This window comes from Stenotrophomonas sp. (genome assembly GCF_032099025.1).
Taxonomy (GTDB): domain Bacteria; phylum Pseudomonadota; class Gammaproteobacteria; order Xanthomonadales; family Xanthomonadaceae; genus Stenotrophomonas.
This window is the reverse complement of the sequence record NZ_DAMCID010000001.1, coordinates 162,289-179,264: the sequence shown is the minus strand read 5'-3', so window position 1 is coordinate 179,264 and position 16,976 is coordinate 162,289. Positions and strand designations below refer to the sequence as shown.

At 71.7% G+C, this 16,976-nt stretch carries 12 protein-coding genes; 5 read left to right on the top strand and 7 right to left on the bottom strand.

All coding sequences use genetic code 11. The annotated features are described in order from the left end of the window. Positions 1-10 precede the first annotated feature (10 nt). From RT456_RS00805 to RT456_RS00795, 3 genes are read left to right on the top strand one after another with little or no spacing between them, the layout of a single operon-like run. Positions 11-2,413 carry a DUF802 domain-containing protein gene (locus RT456_RS00805; protein ID WP_313341191.1) on the top strand — a complete coding sequence of 801 codons (2,403 nt, stop codon included), beginning with the start codon at positions 11-13 and terminating at the stop codon, positions 2,411-2,413. Then, on the top strand, positions 2,410-3,063 hold the full coding sequence (locus RT456_RS00800) for an OmpA family protein (protein ID WP_313341188.1): 654 nt from the start codon (positions 2,410-2,412) through the stop codon (positions 3,061-3,063). The genes RT456_RS00805 and RT456_RS00800 overlap by 4 nt, the downstream gene beginning before the upstream one ends. Next, positions 3,053-3,646: a DUF2894 domain-containing protein gene (locus RT456_RS00795; protein WP_313341185.1), complete on the top strand. Its 594-nt coding sequence runs from the start codon at positions 3,053-3,055 to the stop codon at positions 3,644-3,646. Before RT456_RS00800 ends, RT456_RS00795 begins: the two co-directional genes overlap by 11 nt. Here RT456_RS00795 and RT456_RS00790 read toward each other — a convergent pair. The 7 genes from RT456_RS00790 to RT456_RS00760 are packed head-to-tail and all read right to left on the bottom strand — an operon-like array spanning position 3,643 to position 13,260. Continuing rightward, positions 3,643-4,404 (bottom strand): 2,3-dihydro-2,3-dihydroxybenzoate dehydrogenase, encoded by a 762-nt coding sequence (locus RT456_RS00790; RefSeq protein ID WP_313341182.1) that lies wholly within the window; start codon positions 4,402-4,404, stop codon positions 3,643-3,645. The genes RT456_RS00795 and RT456_RS00790 overlap by 4 nt on opposite strands. Beyond that, on the bottom strand, positions 4,401-8,327 hold the full coding sequence (locus RT456_RS00785) for an amino acid adenylation domain-containing protein (protein ID WP_313341179.1): 3,927 nt from the start codon (positions 8,325-8,327) through the stop codon (positions 4,401-4,403). The genes RT456_RS00790 and RT456_RS00785 overlap by 4 nt, the downstream gene beginning before the upstream one ends. Then, the gene (locus tag RT456_RS00780; protein WP_313341176.1) at positions 8,324-8,593 is read right to left on the bottom strand and encodes a phosphopantetheine-binding protein; all 270 of its coding nucleotides are present in this window, start codon (positions 8,591-8,593) and stop codon (positions 8,324-8,326) included. The genes RT456_RS00785 and RT456_RS00780 overlap by 4 nt, the downstream gene beginning before the upstream one ends. Beyond that, entirely contained in the window at positions 8,590-9,225 is a 636-nt protein-coding gene (locus RT456_RS00775; protein ID WP_313341173.1) for an isochorismatase family protein, read from the bottom strand. Before RT456_RS00775 ends, RT456_RS00780 begins: the two co-directional genes overlap by 4 nt. Continuing rightward, positions 9,225-10,877, bottom strand: coding sequence for an AMP-binding protein (locus RT456_RS00770; RefSeq protein ID WP_313341170.1), 1,653 nt, complete (start codon positions 10,875-10,877; stop codon positions 9,225-9,227). The genes RT456_RS00775 and RT456_RS00770 overlap by 1 nt, the downstream gene beginning before the upstream one ends. Continuing rightward, complete coding sequence (locus RT456_RS00765) at positions 10,877-12,067, bottom strand: isochorismate synthase (RefSeq protein ID WP_313341167.1); 1,191 nt, start codon at positions 12,065-12,067, stop codon at positions 10,877-10,879. The genes RT456_RS00770 and RT456_RS00765 overlap by 1 nt, the downstream gene beginning before the upstream one ends. Then, a complete protein-coding gene (locus RT456_RS00760) occupies positions 12,064-13,260 on the bottom strand; it encodes an MFS transporter (protein ID WP_313341164.1) in 1,197 nt (398 codons plus the stop codon). The genes RT456_RS00765 and RT456_RS00760 overlap by 4 nt, the downstream gene beginning before the upstream one ends. A 308-nt stretch (positions 13,261-13,568) precedes the next feature. Between RT456_RS00760 and RT456_RS00755 the strand changes: the two genes are divergently transcribed. Both RT456_RS00755 and atpC read left to right on the top strand, forming a co-directional pair. Continuing rightward, positions 13,569-16,313, top strand: a complete 2,745-nt coding sequence (locus RT456_RS00755; RefSeq protein ID WP_313341161.1) for an autotransporter outer membrane beta-barrel domain-containing protein — start codon at positions 13,569-13,571, stop codon at positions 16,311-16,313. Between the two features lie 47 nt (positions 16,314-16,360). After that, the gene (gene atpC / locus RT456_RS00750) at positions 16,361-16,807 is read left to right on the top strand and encodes an ATP synthase F1 subunit epsilon (protein ID WP_313341158.1); all 447 of its coding nucleotides are present in this window, start codon (positions 16,361-16,363) and stop codon (positions 16,805-16,807) included. Positions 16,808-16,976: the final 169 nt, after the last annotated feature.

Genomic DNA, 16,976 nt, shown 5'->3' with positions numbered 1-16,976 from the left:
CCGGGCTGTCATGTTCAGAACTCCTCTCTACGTTGTTGTCTTCCTCGCCGGCCTTGTCGCGGCGTGCTGGATCGGCGCCGGCTACGTCGGCTCCAACCCGGTCGGCCTGGCCATGGCGCTGCTGATCGCGGCCGCCTACTGCGCTGGCGCCCTGGAACTGCACCGCTACCGCCAGGCCACGGCCGGGCTGGTGCTGGCCGTGAACGACGCCGCTGCTCCCCCGGCCACCCTGGGTGACTGGCTGGAACGCGTGCCAGCCGGCCTGCGCAACGCCGTGCGACTGCGCGTGGAAGGCGAACGCGTGGCCCTGCCCGCGCCCGTGTTGACCCCGTATCTGGTCGGCCTGCTGGTGCTGCTGGGCATGCTGGGCACGCTGCTGGGCATGATGGCCACCCTGCGTGGCACCGGCCTGGCGCTGGGCAGCGCCACCGACCTGCAGGCCATCCGCGGCTCGCTGGGCGCGCCCGTGGAAGGGCTGGCCGTGGCATTCGGCACCTCCATTGCCGGCGTCGCCACCTCGGCCATGCTGGGCCTGCTGTCCGCCCTGTGCCGGCGCGAGCGCCTGCTGGTGGTGCAGCAGCTGGACAGCCGCATCGCCACCACCCTGCACGTGCACTCGCAGGCCTGGCAGCGCACCGAAGCCTTCCGCCTGCTGCAGGCCCAGGCCGGTCTGATGCCGGCGCTGGTGGACCGGCTCGACGCAATGAGCGCGGCGATCGAGCAGCAGAGTGGCGCGGCCGGCGAACGCCTGTCGACCAGCCAGGCCACCTTCCACGCCCGTGCCGAGGCTGCCCATGAGCGCCTGGCCGGCGCCGTGCAGCAGGCCCTGCAGGACAGCGTGGCGCAGAGCGCACGCGCCGTGGGCGATGCGCTGCAGCCGATCATGGAAGCGACCATGGCCGGCATCGCGCGGCAGACCGCGGATCTGCAGAGCACCGTCGGCGACGCCGTGCGAGCACAGCTGGACGGACTGTCCAGCGGCTTCGAGGCCAGCCGCGTGGCAACGGCGGCCACCTGGAGCGCGGCGCTGTCCACCCAGCAGCAGGCCCACGCAACGCTCTCGGCCGAACTGCGCTCCACCCTGGCTACGCTCAGCGACCAGCACGACCAGCGGGCGGTGCAGCTGCTGGACACCCTGGCCGCCCGCCTCGATACCAGCGTGGACGCGTGGACGCAGGCGCAGGACGCACAGCAGCAGCGCCACGCCGCCCTCAGCGCCGACCTGCGCGCGACGCTGGACGGCTTCAGCCAGGCCCAGGGCGAGCACGGCACCGCCCTGCTCGATGCCGTCGGCGCCCGCCTGGACGCCACCGCCGGCCAATGGCAGCACGCACAGGCGCTACAGGCGCAGACCCATGCCGCCCTCATTGCCCAGCTGGATGGCGCACTGGCGCGTTTCAGCGACGCACACACGCAGCACGCCACCGCGCTGGTCGACACCCTGGCCGGGCGCATGGACGCCAGCGCCAGCGACAGCGCGCAGGCGTGGCGGGACGCGCTGCACGGCCAGCAGGCGGTGAATGCCGAGCTGGCCGAGCGCAACCAGCAGGCGCTGGTGGCCGCCACCACCCACTTCGACACCCATGCGCGCGCGCTGGTGAATGGCCTGCAGTCGTCGCACGACGGCCTGCAGGACCGCCTGGAAGCCCGCGATACGCAGCGCCTGGCGACCTGGAGCGACGCCTTCACGCAGCTCTCCGAGCGGCTGGGCCAGCAGTGGGCCGACAATGGCGCGCAGGTCGCCGCCAGCCAGCAGGCCGTCTGCGAGACGCTGTCGCGCACCGCGCATGACATCGGCACCCAGGCGCAGGCACATGCCGCCGAGACCATCAGCGAGATATCGCGCCTGGTCACCCTCGCCTCCGAAGCACCCAAGGCCGCCGCCGATGTGGTCGCCGAGCTGCGCCAGAAGCTGTCGGACAGCATGGTCCGCGATACCGCCATGCTCGAAGAACGCAGCCGCCTGCTGGCCACGCTGGAAACGCTGCTGGACGCGGTCAACCATGCCTCCACCGAGCAGCGTACCGCCGTGGATGCCCTGGTCGGCACCTCCGCGGACCTGCTGGAACGGGTCGGCAGCCGCTTCACCGACCACATCGCCGCCGAGACCGGCAAGCTGGAAACGGTTGCCGCCCAGGTCACGGGCAGCGCCGTGGAAGTGGCCAGCCTGGCCGAGGCCTTCGGCACCGCCATGCAGAGCTTCGGCAGCGCCAGCACCGGGCTGGGCGAGCAGCTGCAGCAGGTGGCCGGCGCGCTGGACGCGTCGATGAACCGCAGTGACGAGCAGCTGGCCTACTACGTGGCGCAGGCGCGCGAGGTGGTGGACCTGAGCGTGCTCTCGCAGCAGCAGATCATCGAGGAGCTGCAGCAGCTGGCCGGGCGCCGCCGCAGCAGCGCGGCCGCCAGCGCATGAGCGACGAGATCGAACTCGATGGCGACGGCGACGCCGGCGCACCCATCTGGGCCGCCTTCGGCGACCTGATGTCGGTGCTGCTGGGCGCCTTCGTGCTGATCCTGGTCGGGGTGGTCGCGCTGCAGCTGGAGCTGTCGCACCGGCTGGACCAGGAAGTGGCGCAGCGCCAGGCCGAAGCCAAGCGCCGCCAGACGCTGGAACAGGCCCTGGCCGGCCCGCTCGCTGCCGGCCGGGTCACGCTGGTGGATGGCCGCATCGGCATCCGCGGCAGCGTGTTGTTCGCGCTCAACTCCGACCAGCTGCAGCCCGAAGGCCGCGAGCTGCTCAAGAGCCTGGCCGCGCCGCTGGCCGGCTACCTGTCCTCGCGCGAAGAGATCCTCATGGTCAGCGGCTTCACCGACGACCGCCAGGTGCGCGAGCGCAACCGGCAGTTCGCCGACAACTGGGAACTCTCGGCCGAGCGCGCCCTGACCGTGACCCGCACCCTGATCGCCGAAGGCGTGCCGTCCGGATCGGTGTTCGCCGCCGCGTTCGGCGCCGAGCAGCCGGTCGGCTCCAATGCCGACGAGGAAGGCCGCGCACGCAACCGTCGCGTGGAGATGGCTCCGATCCCGCGCCCGACGCCGACCGTGGCGGGCGATGGACGGTAACCGCCCCGCCGCCGACGACCGCCTCGCACAGTGGCGGGCACAGCAGCTGGATCATCACGATCCGGTGCAGTTTGCGTTCCTGGAGGCGCTGCAGCGTCGCGCGCAGGCGTCCCACGGTGCGCTGCGCCGGGTCCTGGACGCACGCCTGGAGACACTGCTTGACGCGCACGCCGCGCGCCTGGCCGCCTCGGCCGCTGCACCGGTGACCGTGGCCACTGCCGCCACGATGGATTCACTGGCGACACTGGGCGCAGCGCGCAGCACGCAGGCATCGACCTACCCCGCGCTGCCCGCGCTGGCGCAGTTCCGCACCCTGTGGGCACAGCTGCGCACCGCCGGCCAGGTGCGCCAGACGCTGGCGCAGAGCCCCAGCGATGGCGGTCCGTTGAATTCCAGCGTGCTGGTCCATCGCACGATCGGCTGGATGGGCGACGTCTCGCCGGCCTACCTCGAGCACTTCCTGGCCTACGTCGACAACCTCGCCTGGCTGGAGCAGATGCAGCAGCGTGGCACCCTGCCCAGCCGCGACAGCGCGCCGGGCCGGGCACCGGCCAAGCCGCGCCGGGCACGCAGCCCGCGCTAGCCGCGCAGCGTGGCGCCGCCGTCCACGTACAGATCGCTCATCGCGATGTGACCGGCCTGGTCGGACAACAGGAACATCACCGCCTGCGCGATGTCGTCCGGCGTGGCCAGTTTGCGCAACGGAATGCCGGCCTTGTAGGTCGATGGGGTGCCGTCGATGACCCGCTGCGCGCCGTCGTCGTCGGTCCACATGCCGGTCTGCATCGGCGTCAGCGTCGATCCGGGCGCCACGATGTTGCAGCGGATGCCGTGCGGGGCCAGTTCCAGGCCCAGGCAGCGGGTGAACATGGTCGCGGCCGCCTTCGAGGCAGCGTACGCCGCCATGCCGTGGCGCGGAACACCGGCGGCGTTGGAGCTGACGGTCACGATGGCACCCGTGCCGCGCGGCGTCATCACCCGCGCCAGCGCCCGGCCGAGATGGAACACCCCGTCAGCGTTCACCGCGAACACGCGCCGCCAGTGCGCATCGTCGATGCTGGTCACCTCGCCCACCTGCAGCAGGCCGGCCACGTTCACCCCGAAACCGATCGGACCGAACGCCGCTTCCACCTCCGCCACCCGCGCATCCACCGCCGCCGCATCGGTCACGTCGAGCGCGCGCACATGCAGTCGAGGATGGTCGGGCAGCCCAGGCGCGTGCACGTCGGTGGCAATGACGGTGCAGCCACTGTCCAGCAGCTGGCGCACCAGCGCCGCACCGATACCGCCGCCCGCGCCCGTGATCAGCGCCACGGTGTCCTGGAATCCGGTGAGTTTCATGTTCTGTCGTCCTGTGGAATGGCGTCCCGCTGCTGCAACCGTGCCGACAACCACGGCGCGAGCTGCGCCACGGCGTCGCGGCCGGTCAGTTCCGCGTGCAGGAAGGGCAGCGGCAGCGCCTCCACGTGCGTGGCGTGCGGCTGCCACAGCGCCGACTGCAGTTGCGGGCGCTGTACGTGATCATTGGCGGCGCGTACATGGACCAGTTCGCCGTCGTAGTGGCGGTGGTGGTGCGCGCGGATCAGGCGGTTGGTGCCGGTCACCGCCCGCACCACGCCGTCGAGCACCGCGTCGGGCAGATTGCCCAGAGCGCTGTCGCCGCGGCGCAGGAAGGCCACGATGCGTTCGCGGCTGTCCAGGTCCGGGTGGGCGTCCGGGTCGTGGCCGGCGATGGCCAGCAGGGCGCGCAGCGCGGCAACGGGATCGGGCTCGGGCTCGGCCCGCCAGCACTCGCTGGGATACGCATCCAGCAGCACCAGCAGCCCGACCTCGCGCTGCAGCGCCTGCAGCTGCACTGCGATGGCCTGCGCGATGATGCCGCCCACCGACCAGCCCAGCAGGTGGACCGGCCCGCTTGGCTGCTGCACTACGATCCGCGCCACGTACTCCGCGGCCAGCGCATCGATGCTGTCCGGCAACGGCTGTGCGGGATCGAGTACGGGCGACTGCAGGCCATGCACGTCGCGCGCCGGCTGCAGCGCCCGCGCCAGCGCACGGTAATTCCACGCGATGCCCCCGGCGGGATGGATCACGAACAGCGGCGCCCTGCCCGCCTCGCCGCGCGCCAGCGCGATCATCGGCGCGAGCCCGTGGTCGGTGTCCTGCGGCGGGGCATCCAGCCGCGCGGCCAGGCCGGCCACGGTCGGCGTGGCGAACACCGCCCCCAGTCCCGGGTCGCGCTGCCAGCGCTGCTGGATGGCCAGCAGCAGGTGGACCGCCGACAGCGAGTCGCCGCCCAAGCGGAAGAAATCGGCGTCGGCGGTGACCGTCGCCGGCAGACCCAGCACCTGCTGGAACAACCCGGCGATCGCGTGCTCGTTGGGCGTGGCCGGCAGTCGGCCGGCCGCTGCGGCCGTGTCCGGCGCGGGCAACGCGGCGCGGTCAAGCTTGCCATTGGCGGTGACCGGCCACGCCTGCAGCACCACCACGGCGGCCGGCACCATGTAATCCGGCAGCTGCTGGACCAAGGTGCGCCGCAGCGCCTGCGGGTCCAGTGCGTCGCCCGAAACATACGCCACCAGGCGTGGCGCAACGCCTGCGTCGTGCGCGCGCAGCACCACCTCGGCACGCACCACGCCAGACGCGCCACGCAGCGCCGCCTCGATCTCGCCCAGTTCAATGCGCAGGCCGCGCAGCTTGACCTGGTGGTCGCTGCGGCCCAGGTAGTCCAGCGCGCCGTCGTCGCGCCAGCGCGCCACGTCGCCGGTGCGGTACAGGCGGCCCCCGCGTACGTGCGGGTCGTCGAGGAAGCGCTCGGCGGTCAGGTCATCGCGGCCCAGGTAGCCGCGCGCCAGCTGTACACCGCCCAGGTACAGCTCGCCGGGCACGCCCGCCGGCACTGCACGCAGGCGCGCATCCAGCACGTACAGCCGCGTGTTCCAGACCGGGTGCCCGATCGGCACCGGGTCGGAGCGGTCGTCGCGGAGGGCCGGCCACGCACTGACATCCACCGCCGCTTCGGTGGGGCCGTACAGGTTGTGCAGTTCGGCGTGCACGTGTGCGTGGAAGCGGTCGCGCAGCGACGCGTCCAGCGCTTCGCCGCTGGTGAACACCCGGCGCAGCGCCAATCCGTGCGTCTCGGGTGCCTGCAGCCATGCGTTCAGCATGGACGGCACGAAATGCAGCGTGGTGATGCGCTCGGCATGGACCAGCCGGGCCAGTGCCTGCGGATCGCGGTGCAGCCCCGGCGCGGCGATCACCAGCGTGGCGCCCGTGATCAGCGGCAGGAAGAATTCCCACACCGACACGTCGAAGGTGGCCGGCGTCTTCTGCAGGATGCGCTCGTCCGCGCCGATGCCGTAGTGGCTGCGCATCCACAGCAAGCGGTTGACGATCGCCCGATGCTCGATCAGCACTCCCTTGGGCGCGCCGGTGGACCCGGAGGTGTAGATGACATAGGCCGCGTCCTGCGGCTGCACCGCATCGACCAGGTCCGCCTCGCCCTGCACCGCCCACTGCGACGGAGGCAGTACCGTCGTGCCGGCGAAGCGGGCGGCGTCGGCGGCCTCGGCCAGCACGCACACGGGCTGTGCGGAGGCGACGATGCGGGCCAGCCGTGCGTCCGGATGGCCCAGGTCCACCGGCAGGTAGGCGCCCCCTGCGCGCAGCACGGCAACCAGCGCCACCAGCAGCGACAGCGAACGCGGCAGCGCCACCACCACGGTGGACTCGCGGCCCACGCCCAGCGCCTGCAGCTGCAGCGCCAGTGCCCGGCTGCGCTGTTCAAGCCCGGCATAGCAGAGCGTCTGTCCCTCGAACACCAGTGCGGTGGCCTGCGGCGTCGCAGCCATGCGCTCGAGCAGCAGGCGCACCAGCGAGACATCCGGCACGGCATGGTCAGTGGCGTTGATCTCATGCAGCCAACGCCGCGCCTCCGCCGGCGTCGCCAGGGCGATCTCGCCCATCGTGCCGCCCTGCGCATGCACGGCCAGTGCCGTCGACACGAAGTGCAGCAGCCGCGTGGCGTGCGCGTGCAGCGACGGCAGCGCATGCAGCGCCGGATTCGCCTCGATTTCCAGCTCCAGCCGCACCGCGCCATCGCCACGGAAGCCGATGTTGATGTCGTCCACCGGGCCGGTGCACAGCACCTCCAGCTGCGCGGCAAGCTCCTGCCACGGCAGCGGCCGGTAGAACGGCTGTACGTTGACCAGCGGGCCATGCAGGCGCTGCTGCGGCCCGGTCCAGCCGAGATCGCGGCGCAGCTGCTCGCCCCGGTAACGGCCATGCCGGCGCCCGCGCACCAGGGCACGTGCGGTGTCGCGCACGAACTCCGCCACGCTGCCGGTGTCGTTGCCGCGCACGCGCAGCGGCAGCACGTTCATCACCATCGCCGGCACGCGTGCCGACGCACTGCCCAGCCGCCCCATGAACGGCACCCCCAGCACCACTTCGTCGCGCGCCGCGAACCGTCGGCAATACTCGCCCGCCAACGTGGCGAGCAGGTCCGGCCAGGGTTGGCCGATCGACACGGCGGCCGCCTGCAGGCGCTCACGCAGCGCCGGCTCGACCTCGCGCACCAGGCGCAGCGCATCGGCCGACGCGGCGGCATTGCCGCCGGCCAGCGTCTCGCCGGGCGCGGCATCCTGCAGGTAGTCCTGCCAGTACGCGGCATCGGTCGCGCGGCGCTCGCTGCAGCGGTACTGCGCGTCTTCCTGCACCACGGGCAGCAGCGGCTGCAGTGCCTCGGGCGCTGCATCGCCGGCATACAGCGCGCAGACCCGCGCGCTGAGCAGTGCCATGCCGTAGCCATCGGTGGCCAGGTGGTGCACGCGCAGGTACCAGGCGAACCGCTTCGGACCCAGCACGAACAGGCGTTGCTGGGCGATCCGGTCACGGCACGGGTCCACCGCGGTGAGGCGATCGTGGCGCATGGCCTGGCGGGCGGCGCTGTCCGGGTCGGGCGCGTCCGAGAAATCCACCAGCAGCAGCCATGGGCAATGCGCCGGGTCCAGCCACTGCCGCGGCTGGCCGTCAGCGTCTTCGCCGAAGCGCAGCCACAACGCCTGCGCTTCCGCCGCCGCGGTATCGGCGGCCATCACGAAACGCCGCACATCCAGCGCACCTTCGAACCAGACCACGTGCGCGGTGTTGAACGCGGCGGGCGCGGCCGCCAGCCGCTGGGCGTACCACAGCCCGGACTGCGCCTCGCTCAGCGCGTGCCGTTCGCCCACCTCGGCCGTCACCGCCGCCGCCTGCGCGTTCATGCGTTGGACGCGCTGCGTGCCTGCAGCTGCTGCACCACCTGCCACCAGCCCGCCAGCGTGGTGTGCTCGGCCAGGTGGCCGAACTCCAGCGCGATGCCGGTGTTGCCCCAGGCCAGCACCAGCCCGAGCACGCGCATGGAATCCAGCCCCAGGTCCATCAGGTGGTCATCGTCGCCCACGGCGTCGGGGGCCTCGCCGAGCATGCCGGCGATATCGGCGCGCATGCGCGCCAGGGTGAGGGGTGCGAGGTCTGAATCGTGTGTCATGCCAGGTGCTCCAGCAGCTGTTCGGTGGTCAAGGGCACGCCACAGGTGCGGGCGATCCACTGCAGCGCCTGGTCGTGGTCGGCACGCGAGAAGTCCGCCACTGCGTCGGCGGCGATGAAGGCCTCGATATCGCGCTGGAACGCCTCGGCGACCGTCGCAGTGCAGCCGATGTGCGCATAGACGCCGGTCACCAGCAGCTGGTCGCGGCCGCGCGCACGCATCAGCGTGTCCAGGTTGCTGCGCTGGAACGCGCTGTAGCGGTGCTTGACCAGCACGTGATCGGCGGCGGTGGGTGCCAGTGCATCGATGATCGCCTCGTGTTCGGCGCCACTGCGCATGCCCGGCCCCCACAGGTCGGCCTGCAGGCCACGGTCGCGGCGATCCTGGTTGCCGCGCTGGGCGGTATAGAACACCGGGATGTCGTGCGCGCGGCAATGGGCGATCAGCCGGGCAATGTTGGCCACCGCCGGTGCCAGCGGCGCGGCGTCGGCGGCGAACGCGGCCAGGAAGTAGCGCTGCATGTCGTGCACCAGCAGCGCGATCCGCTCGCGCCGGGGCTGCCAGGGGCCGCGCGGCGCGGGCAGTTCGGCCGCGGTGGGCAATGGATAGGCGGAAATCGTGGGCAGCGCCATCAGCGCGGTTCTCCTGTCTGTTCGATGAAACGTTCGCGCAGCTGTGCGCGCAGTTCGCGGCGGCTGATCTTGCCCACCGCCGTGGTGCCGAAGGCCTCAACGAAGACCACCTGGTCGGGGACCTTGAACGCCGCCAGGCCACGCCCCCGCACCCACGCCTTCAGGCTGGCCGCGGTGGGTGGGTCGCCGCGGGCGATCACGAACGCGCAGCTGCGTTCGCCCAGGTAGGCGTCCGGCATGGACACCACCGCCGCATCGAAGACGCTGGCGTGGGCCAGCAGGTGGTCCTCGATTTCCTCGGCGGAGATCTTCTCGCCGGCCCGGTTGATGTGGTCGCCGGCGCGTCCCTGCACCACCAGGTAGCCGCCGGGCAGCTGCTGCACCCTGTCACCGGTGCGGTAGAAGCCATCCTCGGTGAACGCACGCGCATTGGCCCCGGGATCGTTGTGGTACCCGCGGATCGTGTACGGCCCGCGCGTCAGCAGATGCCCGACCTCGCCTTCCGCGACCGGATTGCCGTGGTCGTCCAGCACCAGCACTTCGTCATCGGCCGAGATCGGGCGGCCCTGGGTGTGGATCACGCAGTCCAGCGGATCGTGCAGGCGGGTGTAGTTGACCAGGCCTTCGGCCATGCCGAACACCTGCTGCAGGCGACAGCCCAGCCCGTCGATCACGCGGCGCGCCGCCTCCGGCACCAGCTTGGCGCCGCCCACCTGGACCACCGCCAGGCTGGAGAGGTCGTGCGCGGTGTTCGCCGCCGCCTGTGCCCACAGCAGCGCCAGCGGCGGGACCAGGCCCACGCAGGTGACCCGCTCGCGGGCGATCAACGGGAACGCCACGTCGGGCCCCGCGCCGGGGCTGAGCACCACCCGCGCGCCGGCGTACAGCGCGCCGAAGAAGCCGGGCGAACTCATCGGGAAGTTGTGCGCGGCCGGCAGCGCGACCAGGTAGACGCTGTCGCGGCCGATCGCGCAGATCTCGTTGCTGGCGCGGAACGAGTACAGGTAATCGTCGTGGGTACGCGGAATCAGCTTGGAGAGCCCGGTGCTGCCGCCCGACAGCTGCAGGAACGCCACCGACTGCGGATCCGGATCCGGCGGCAGGCGGGCCGCGTCGCCTGCCAGTGCGGACACGGCGACGAACTCGGCGGCATCGCCCACGATCAACACGTGGCGCAGCGCGGGAATGTCCGCCTGCAACTGGCGCGCCAGCGTGCGGTAATCGAATCCTTCAACGGCGGCGCCGGCGATATAGGCATTGGCCTCGGCCTTGCGCAGCACATGCGCCACTTCGGTGAAGCGGTGCGCGGGGAGTGCATAGACCGGGATCAGTCCGGCGCGGAACAGCCCGCAGACCACGCTGACGAAGTCGACGGTGTTGCCCAGCTGCACCACCACGCGGTCGCCGGGCACCAGGCCCTGCGCCAGCAGCCCGGCGCCGATCCGCCCCGCCTCGGCCCACAGCCGGGCGTAGCTCAGCCGCGTGTCGCCGCCCACCACCGCGATGTCGTCGGCGTACTGCGCCGCGCGCTCGCGCAGGAAGCCGGGGAAGGTCTCGCCACGCCAGTAGCCGGCAGCGCGATAACGCGCCACCAGCGCAGGTGGCCAGCTCTGGCGCAGCGGCATGCGCGGCGGCGCGGGTACAGGATGCATCACGAACTCCCGGTCTCGATCAGGGGGGCGGCGTCGGCGCCCAGCGCCGTCAGCAGCGCCGCGAACTTGGCGGCCGTTTCGGCCACCTCCAGTGCCGGCTCCGAGCCGGCCACGATGCCGGCGCCGGCAAATACACGCGCCTGCGTGCCCTGCACGTGCGCGCAGCGGATCGCCACGTACCAGTCACCATCGCCGTGCGCGTCCATCCAGCCCACCGCGCCGGCGTAGAACCCACGCGGCACCGGCTCCAGCGCGCGCAGCGTGTCCAATGCCCGCGCGCGCGGCGTGCCGCAGACCGCCGGCGTGGGATGCAGTGCGGCCAACAGCGTCGCCACCGGCGTGGCAGGGTCGCGCAGGGTCGCCTCGATCCGGGTGCCGAGGTGCCACATGGTGTCGGTGGCCTGCAGGCCCGGGCGTGGCGCGGCATCGATCCGCACGCACCACGGCGCCAGCGCGTCCACGATCGCCTCCACCACATGGCGGTGTTCGTCGTGATCCTTGCCGGAGGCCAGCAGGTCCTGCGCGACCTGCGCATCCTCGGCGGGATCGGCCCGCCGCCGCGCGGAGCCGGCCAGCGGGTGCGACAGCACCTGCACACCGCGGCGCGATACCAGCAGCTCCGGGCTCGCCCCCACCAACCAGGCCGGCGCCTCCCCGGCCACCGCCGGCAGCGGCATCAGGTAAGTGGTCACGCTGGGATCGCGCCCCAACCGCGCCGCGATGTCGCGCGGGTCCAGCACCTCGGCCGCCTGCACGCGCAGTGTGCGTGCCAGCACGACCTTGGCCAGGCCCGCCGGGTCGGCGCGCAGCAGGTGCAGCGCCTGGTCCACCGTGTCGGCGTACACCGCCGCGCTCGGTTCGGCGACGACCGAACCGTTGAACCGCGCGGGCGGCGCGGGTTCGCTCGCGGCGGCTGCAAGCCACTGCGGCTGGTGCAGCGCATCGTGCGCGTCAGGATCGAACGGCAGCATGCCCACCAGCAGCGCCGGTGCGTGCCGTGGCGTGGTGAAGAACGCCTGCACCCGCGCGGACAGGCTCGCCGTGCCGCCGCGCGGCAACCGCGCACGGCAGCCGCGCGCATCCAGCGTGTGCCCCGGCATGCGCAACAGGAACTGCAGCGCAGCGGTCGCTTCGGTGGCTTCGGCCGCGGCGTCGTCGTGCGCGGCCGCCTGGCGCAGCGTGTCGTTCATCGTGCGCTCCGGCCGTGCAGGCTGGCCGCGAGGGCAAGCGCACCGAGCACGCCCCCGACCAGCAGGTACGGAGCGCCGGGGGCGGCACGGTACAGCAGCGTGCCCAGCATCGGGCCGATCACCATGCCCAGCCCCTGCACCGACGCCACGGCACCGGCGGCAGCGCCCTGTTCGTGCGCCTCGACCGAGTCGGCCGCGAGCGCCTGGAACGAGGGAAACACGAAGCCCATGCCGAACGCGGCCACCGCGTAGGTCGCCAGCAGTTGCCAGGGCACGTGCACCAGCGCCACCGCGGCGAACCCGGCACCGGCGATCAACGCACCGATGGCGATCCAGCGCTGCGGCGGCACGCCCTTGAGCTTCATCACCAGCAGCTGCGCGACGATCAGCCCCACCCCGACGGCGGTCAAGGCGAGCCCGGCCATGCGCGCCCCTTCGGCGGGTGCAAGACCCAGGCGGTCGATCGCGAAGAACCCCACCGTGACCTGCGCGGTGGTGACCGAGATCATCCCTGCGAACACCGCCATCACCGGCAGCCGCAGGCGCGGATCGAACCAGGCCAGGCGTGGCCGCGCAGCGCTGCCCGGCGCCACCGCGGGCGCCGTTGCAGGCAGGCGCCAGGCAATCACCAGCAGCGCCAGCACCGGCAGCAGCGCGGCGACGTACAGCGTCAACGCCAGATGGTGGAAGGCCACCCACCCGGCGGCCGCCGGCCCCACCACCATGCCCACAGCGTTGGCGGTGCCGAGCTTGGCCATGTCTGCGGCACGCTGCCCGGGCGCGGCTTCATCGGCGACCAGCGCCGCCGCGGTGGGCGGCACGGCGGCATAGAACAGGCCGACCAGCGCGCGCAGGCCGACCAGCGCCAGCACCGACACCCACAGGGCCGGCGGTGACTGCAGCGCGGTGTCGACGAACACCGCCAGCGCGATGTAGATGAGCGCATAGGCCGCGAGCGCGATCAGCAGCACGCGCCTGCGTCCGATGCGGTCGCTCGGTGCGCCCCAGCGGCGCGCCGACAGCATCCACAACACGCCGGCGGCCGTCACCGACAGACCGGCAGCCCACTCGGACAAGCCCAGCAGACGCACCACCGGCCCGATGACCGCGACAAACGCCATCATCGCCATGGTGCCGACCAGAGCGGCGAAGACCAACGCCGGCACGGCGGAAACAACGGGAATTGAGCGCATGAGATACCACGACCGATCAGGAAGGAGCGCGCACCGCGCAGACGCGCGGGCGTTCGTTGATTCGGCTTCGTCGATTCGGGATCGGCGTGGCTATCCGGTCAAATGATAACAGCTCGCATTTGGATGTGCGTCTTTTCGGGTCGCATCACGTGTTCCAGTGCACAGACCAAGGGTGATGCACGCAACAATTTGCATGGATCAGGACGGCACAGGAACGCACCATTGCGCGCTGCCCCGACCCGACCATTACCGCTGCAGTGCTGCGGCAGGGTCCGGCGCCTTCGTCCGTCAATCGAGCCCTCCCCCACATGCACTTCCCTTCTTCCTGCGGCGGTCGCCGCACGCTGCCCCTTGCGATTGCCCTCACGCTGGCCACGCTGCCCGCCGCCGCCACGGCCGGCTCACTGACCGGACCGGAGGACAATCACACGGTGCAGCCCGGCGATGACCGTGAGTCCTGGACCGTGGCCAACGGCGCCACCCTCACCATCGAACCCGGCGGCGCAACCGGCGGCGTGGACCTGGACTACGCCAACCTCATGGGCGCGGACGTGGACATGGCAGGTACGTTCGGGATCCGGGCCTCACACGACAGCCGTATTTCCATTGCGGCCGGGAAGATGCACCTGAGCTCGGCCGATGCGGTGGCGGCTGTCATCGCCTCCCGCAGTTCGGCGACGATCAACGACGTCACGGTGAGCTCGGAGGGCAGTGGCTTTACGGTCGTCGACCTCGGCAGTGCGCTGTACATGAACCGCACCACGATCCATGCCGCAGGTGCGGCGCTGAAGGTAGACAACGGCGCCACCCTGGGCGCGGACCGGTTGGAGGTGCACTCGGACACCTTCGGCCTCCAGATCGGGTCCGGCGGCGGCGAGGCCCAGCTGTCCGATGGTTACGTCTCCGGCGACGTCGCGGCCGTCCGCATGGACGCAGGCAGCTTGGTGACATTCGACACAATGCTCGACTCGGCCCAGGGCACCGCCCTGGTCCTGGCCGGTGATGCGGCCGAACCTGGCGTGGCCCCCATCGCGCGCATGAGCCGCGGGAGTCTCACCGGAGCGGTCGGCGCCAGCGTCGCGAACGCGTCGCTCCTGCTGGGCGGCACGCGCGTCTCGGCAGCGGAGAGCACCCTGCCCGACGGCGGTATCGGCATACACCTCCGCGATTCCACGCTGCTGGCCAGCGACGGGGCCCACATATCCGGCTTCAACACCGGCATCCGCCTCTCCGGCAGCGGCGAAGGCAGCAGCAGCGTCAGCCTTGACCGCTCGTCGGTGACGTCGGAGACCGGCCCGGCCATGGACATGCAGGCCAGTGGAACGGCCACCATCGATATCTACAACGGCTCGCGGCTCGACGGGGGCAATGGCGTGGCGCTCAGTGTCGGTGCGGGGGCCAGCGTTGATCTTCGCGTGGAGGACGCGACGGTCGCTGGCGACATCCGGGTCGACGCCTCGGGCCCGCAACGCGCCGAGGTGGATATCCACCTGGGCCAGGGCGCACAGCTGGAGGGCGCCATCGTCAATGGCAACCAGCTCGATCTGGCGGGCGGCGCATGGCAGCTTGCCGGCGACAGCAACGTGCAGCGGCTGTCCCTCGACGACGGCGCGTCGATCACGCTCGGCAACGGCAGCCGGTTCCACACCCTGCGCGTCGCCGGCCACTATGAGAGCCACGGCGGCACCGTCATCTTCAACACCGTGCTCGCCGACGACGACGCCGCCACCGACCGGCTGATCATCGAGGGCGACAGCAGTGGCCAGACCCACGTACGGGTGAACAACATGGGCGGCGCGGGCGCGCAGACCGGGCGCGGCATTCCCTTGATCCAGGTGGCCGGCGCCTCCAACGGCAGCTTTGACCTGAGCGGCCGGGCGGTCGGCGGTCAGTACGAGTACTTTCTGTTCAAGGGCAGCGAAGACGGGCACTGGTACCTGCGCTCGGTGCTGCCGGACGCGCCTGAAGGTCCCTCACTTCCAGACCAGTGCGCGCTCGACCCGACCCTGCCCCAATGCGTGGCGGATCCCGTGCCCGACCCCGACCCGGTTCCCGATCCCATTCCGGACCCGGACCCCACCCCGGACCCGGCGCCGGTTCCGGACCCCGATCCGGAGCCGGCACCGCTTCCCGTCCTGCGGCCGGAGGCCGGCGTCTACCTGGCCAATCTGCATGCGGCCGAGGGCATGTTCGCGCTGGGCCATCACGCCCGCGCAACCGGCCATCCAAACGCACGGGCGTGGGCACGGGTGGACGCCTCGCGCGACCGCTTCGGCGCGCAGGGGCAGCAGCTGCGGCTGCGCGGCACCAGCCAGGCCACGACCGTGGGCGCCACGGTGCTGGGTACCCCCGGGGGCAGCGCAGCAGGGCTGATGATCGGCAGTGGCACCGCCTCGACCACCGCCACCAGCGGCTGGACCGGCTACGGCGCACGCGGCAGGGTCCGTGGCACGGCCGTGGGCGCGTATGCCACCTGGCGCCCTGGTGCGGTCACGGACGCGGCCACCGGCTTCCATCTGGATGGATCGGCACAGCACGTCCGCTTCGCCAACCGCGTCGAGGGCACCGCGCTGGCCACCGAGCGCTACAGCAGCAGTGCCTGGCAGGCCGCGCTGGAGGCAGGCCACGCATTCGGCGTGGGCGGCGCGGGTCCAGGCAGCGTTTACATCGAACCGCAGCTGCATGTCGGCTATACCCGCTGGCGTACGATCCGCCACACCGAGCGCAACGGCACGGCCGTGACCGCCGGTGACGACAGCGGGCTGCTGGGCCGGGTCGGCGTGCGGCTGTCTGCCGTTGCGCACTGGCGCGACACGCCGGCCGTCCTGCAGCCCTACGTGGCCGCCCACTGGGCCGGTGGGCGCGCCGGAGGCACCCTGAGGATGGACGCCGAAACCGTCGACGCACGCCTGCCGCGCAACCGGGGCGAGCTGAGTGTGGGTGCCGCGTTCAGGGGCGCTGCTGGCGTCGGCGCGTCGGCCGCCTGGTCGGGTCGGTACGCGTCCGGCTACCGCCAGCACGGCGCGCAGCTCGTGGTGCACTACCACTGGTAGGGCGGCATGCCCGGTAAGCTGTGGGCACGCCTCCACGAAGACCCGCCATGGCGTCACCTCCCCTGCCCGCGCTGCTTGCCGATGCGCACGGTTTCTCCCTGCAGATCATCAGCCTGGTCGGTGAGCTGTGGACGGGCGACGTGCGCGAGGTGACCCTGCCCGGCAGTGAAGGCCGCTTCGGCGTGATGGCGCAGCACGCGCCCCTGCTGGGCACCCTGCGCGAGGGCATGGTCTCGGTGTACCCGGTGGAACCCGAGCCGCCGCTGCACGTGTACGTGTCCGGCGGCTATGTGGAGGTGCAGCCTGGCAGGGTGATCGTGCTGGCCGACCTGGCCCTGCGCAGTGACGACCTGGACCAGGCCCGCGTGCAGGCCGCCGGTGACGCCGCCCGCTCGCCGATGGCGGTGGACTTCACCGATGACGGCTATGCCCGACTGCACGCCGAGCTGATGCACCAGCGCACCCTGCAACTGCGTGGTCTTCCCTGGAAATAGCGGCGACCCACCCCATCGCCGCAGCGTCGCGGGCAGCTCAAAAGGCCGAATACCTTATTCACGCGCGCTCGACATAGGCGTGCTCATGCTGAACAGGCGAGAGTCATTAGTGACGTGTGCAACATGTTGCATGGTCCAGGACAGGACGCAATCGGATCATTCCGATCCT

Coding starts and splice junctions, on each gene's coding strand:
- RT456_RS00785 (WP_313341179.1), bottom strand. CDS start 8,327: ATGAACGCGCAGGCGGCGGCGGTGACGGCCGAGGTGGGCGAACGGCAC.
- RT456_RS00780 (WP_313341176.1), bottom strand. CDS start 8,593: ATGACACACGATTCAGACCTCGCACCCCTCACCCTGGCGCGCATGCGC.
- RT456_RS00805 (WP_313341191.1), top strand. CDS start 11: ATGTTCAGAACTCCTCTCTACGTTGTTGTCTTCCTCGCCGGCCTTGTC.
- RT456_RS00795 (WP_313341185.1), top strand. CDS start 3,053: ATGGACGGTAACCGCCCCGCCGCCGACGACCGCCTCGCACAGTGGCGG.
- RT456_RS00760 (WP_313341164.1), bottom strand. CDS start 13,260: ATGCGCTCAATTCCCGTTGTTTCCGCCGTGCCGGCGTTGGTCTTCGCC.
- RT456_RS00770 (WP_313341170.1), bottom strand. CDS start 10,877: ATGCATCCTGTACCCGCGCCGCCGCGCATGCCGCTGCGCCAGAGCTGG.
- RT456_RS00790 (WP_313341182.1), bottom strand. CDS start 4,404: ATGAAACTCACCGGATTCCAGGACACCGTGGCGCTGATCACGGGCGCG.
- RT456_RS00800 (WP_313341188.1), top strand. CDS start 2,410: ATGAGCGACGAGATCGAACTCGATGGCGACGGCGACGCCGGCGCACCC.
- RT456_RS00775 (WP_313341173.1), bottom strand. CDS start 9,225: ATGGCGCTGCCCACGATTTCCGCCTATCCATTGCCCACCGCGGCCGAA.
- RT456_RS00755 (WP_313341161.1), top strand. CDS start 13,569: ATGCACTTCCCTTCTTCCTGCGGCGGTCGCCGCACGCTGCCCCTTGCG.
- RT456_RS00765 (WP_313341167.1), bottom strand. CDS start 12,067: ATGAACGACACGCTGCGCCAGGCGGCCGCGCACGACGACGCCGCGGCC.
- atpC (WP_313341158.1), top strand. CDS start 16,361: ATGGCGTCACCTCCCCTGCCCGCGCTGCTTGCCGATGCGCACGGTTTC.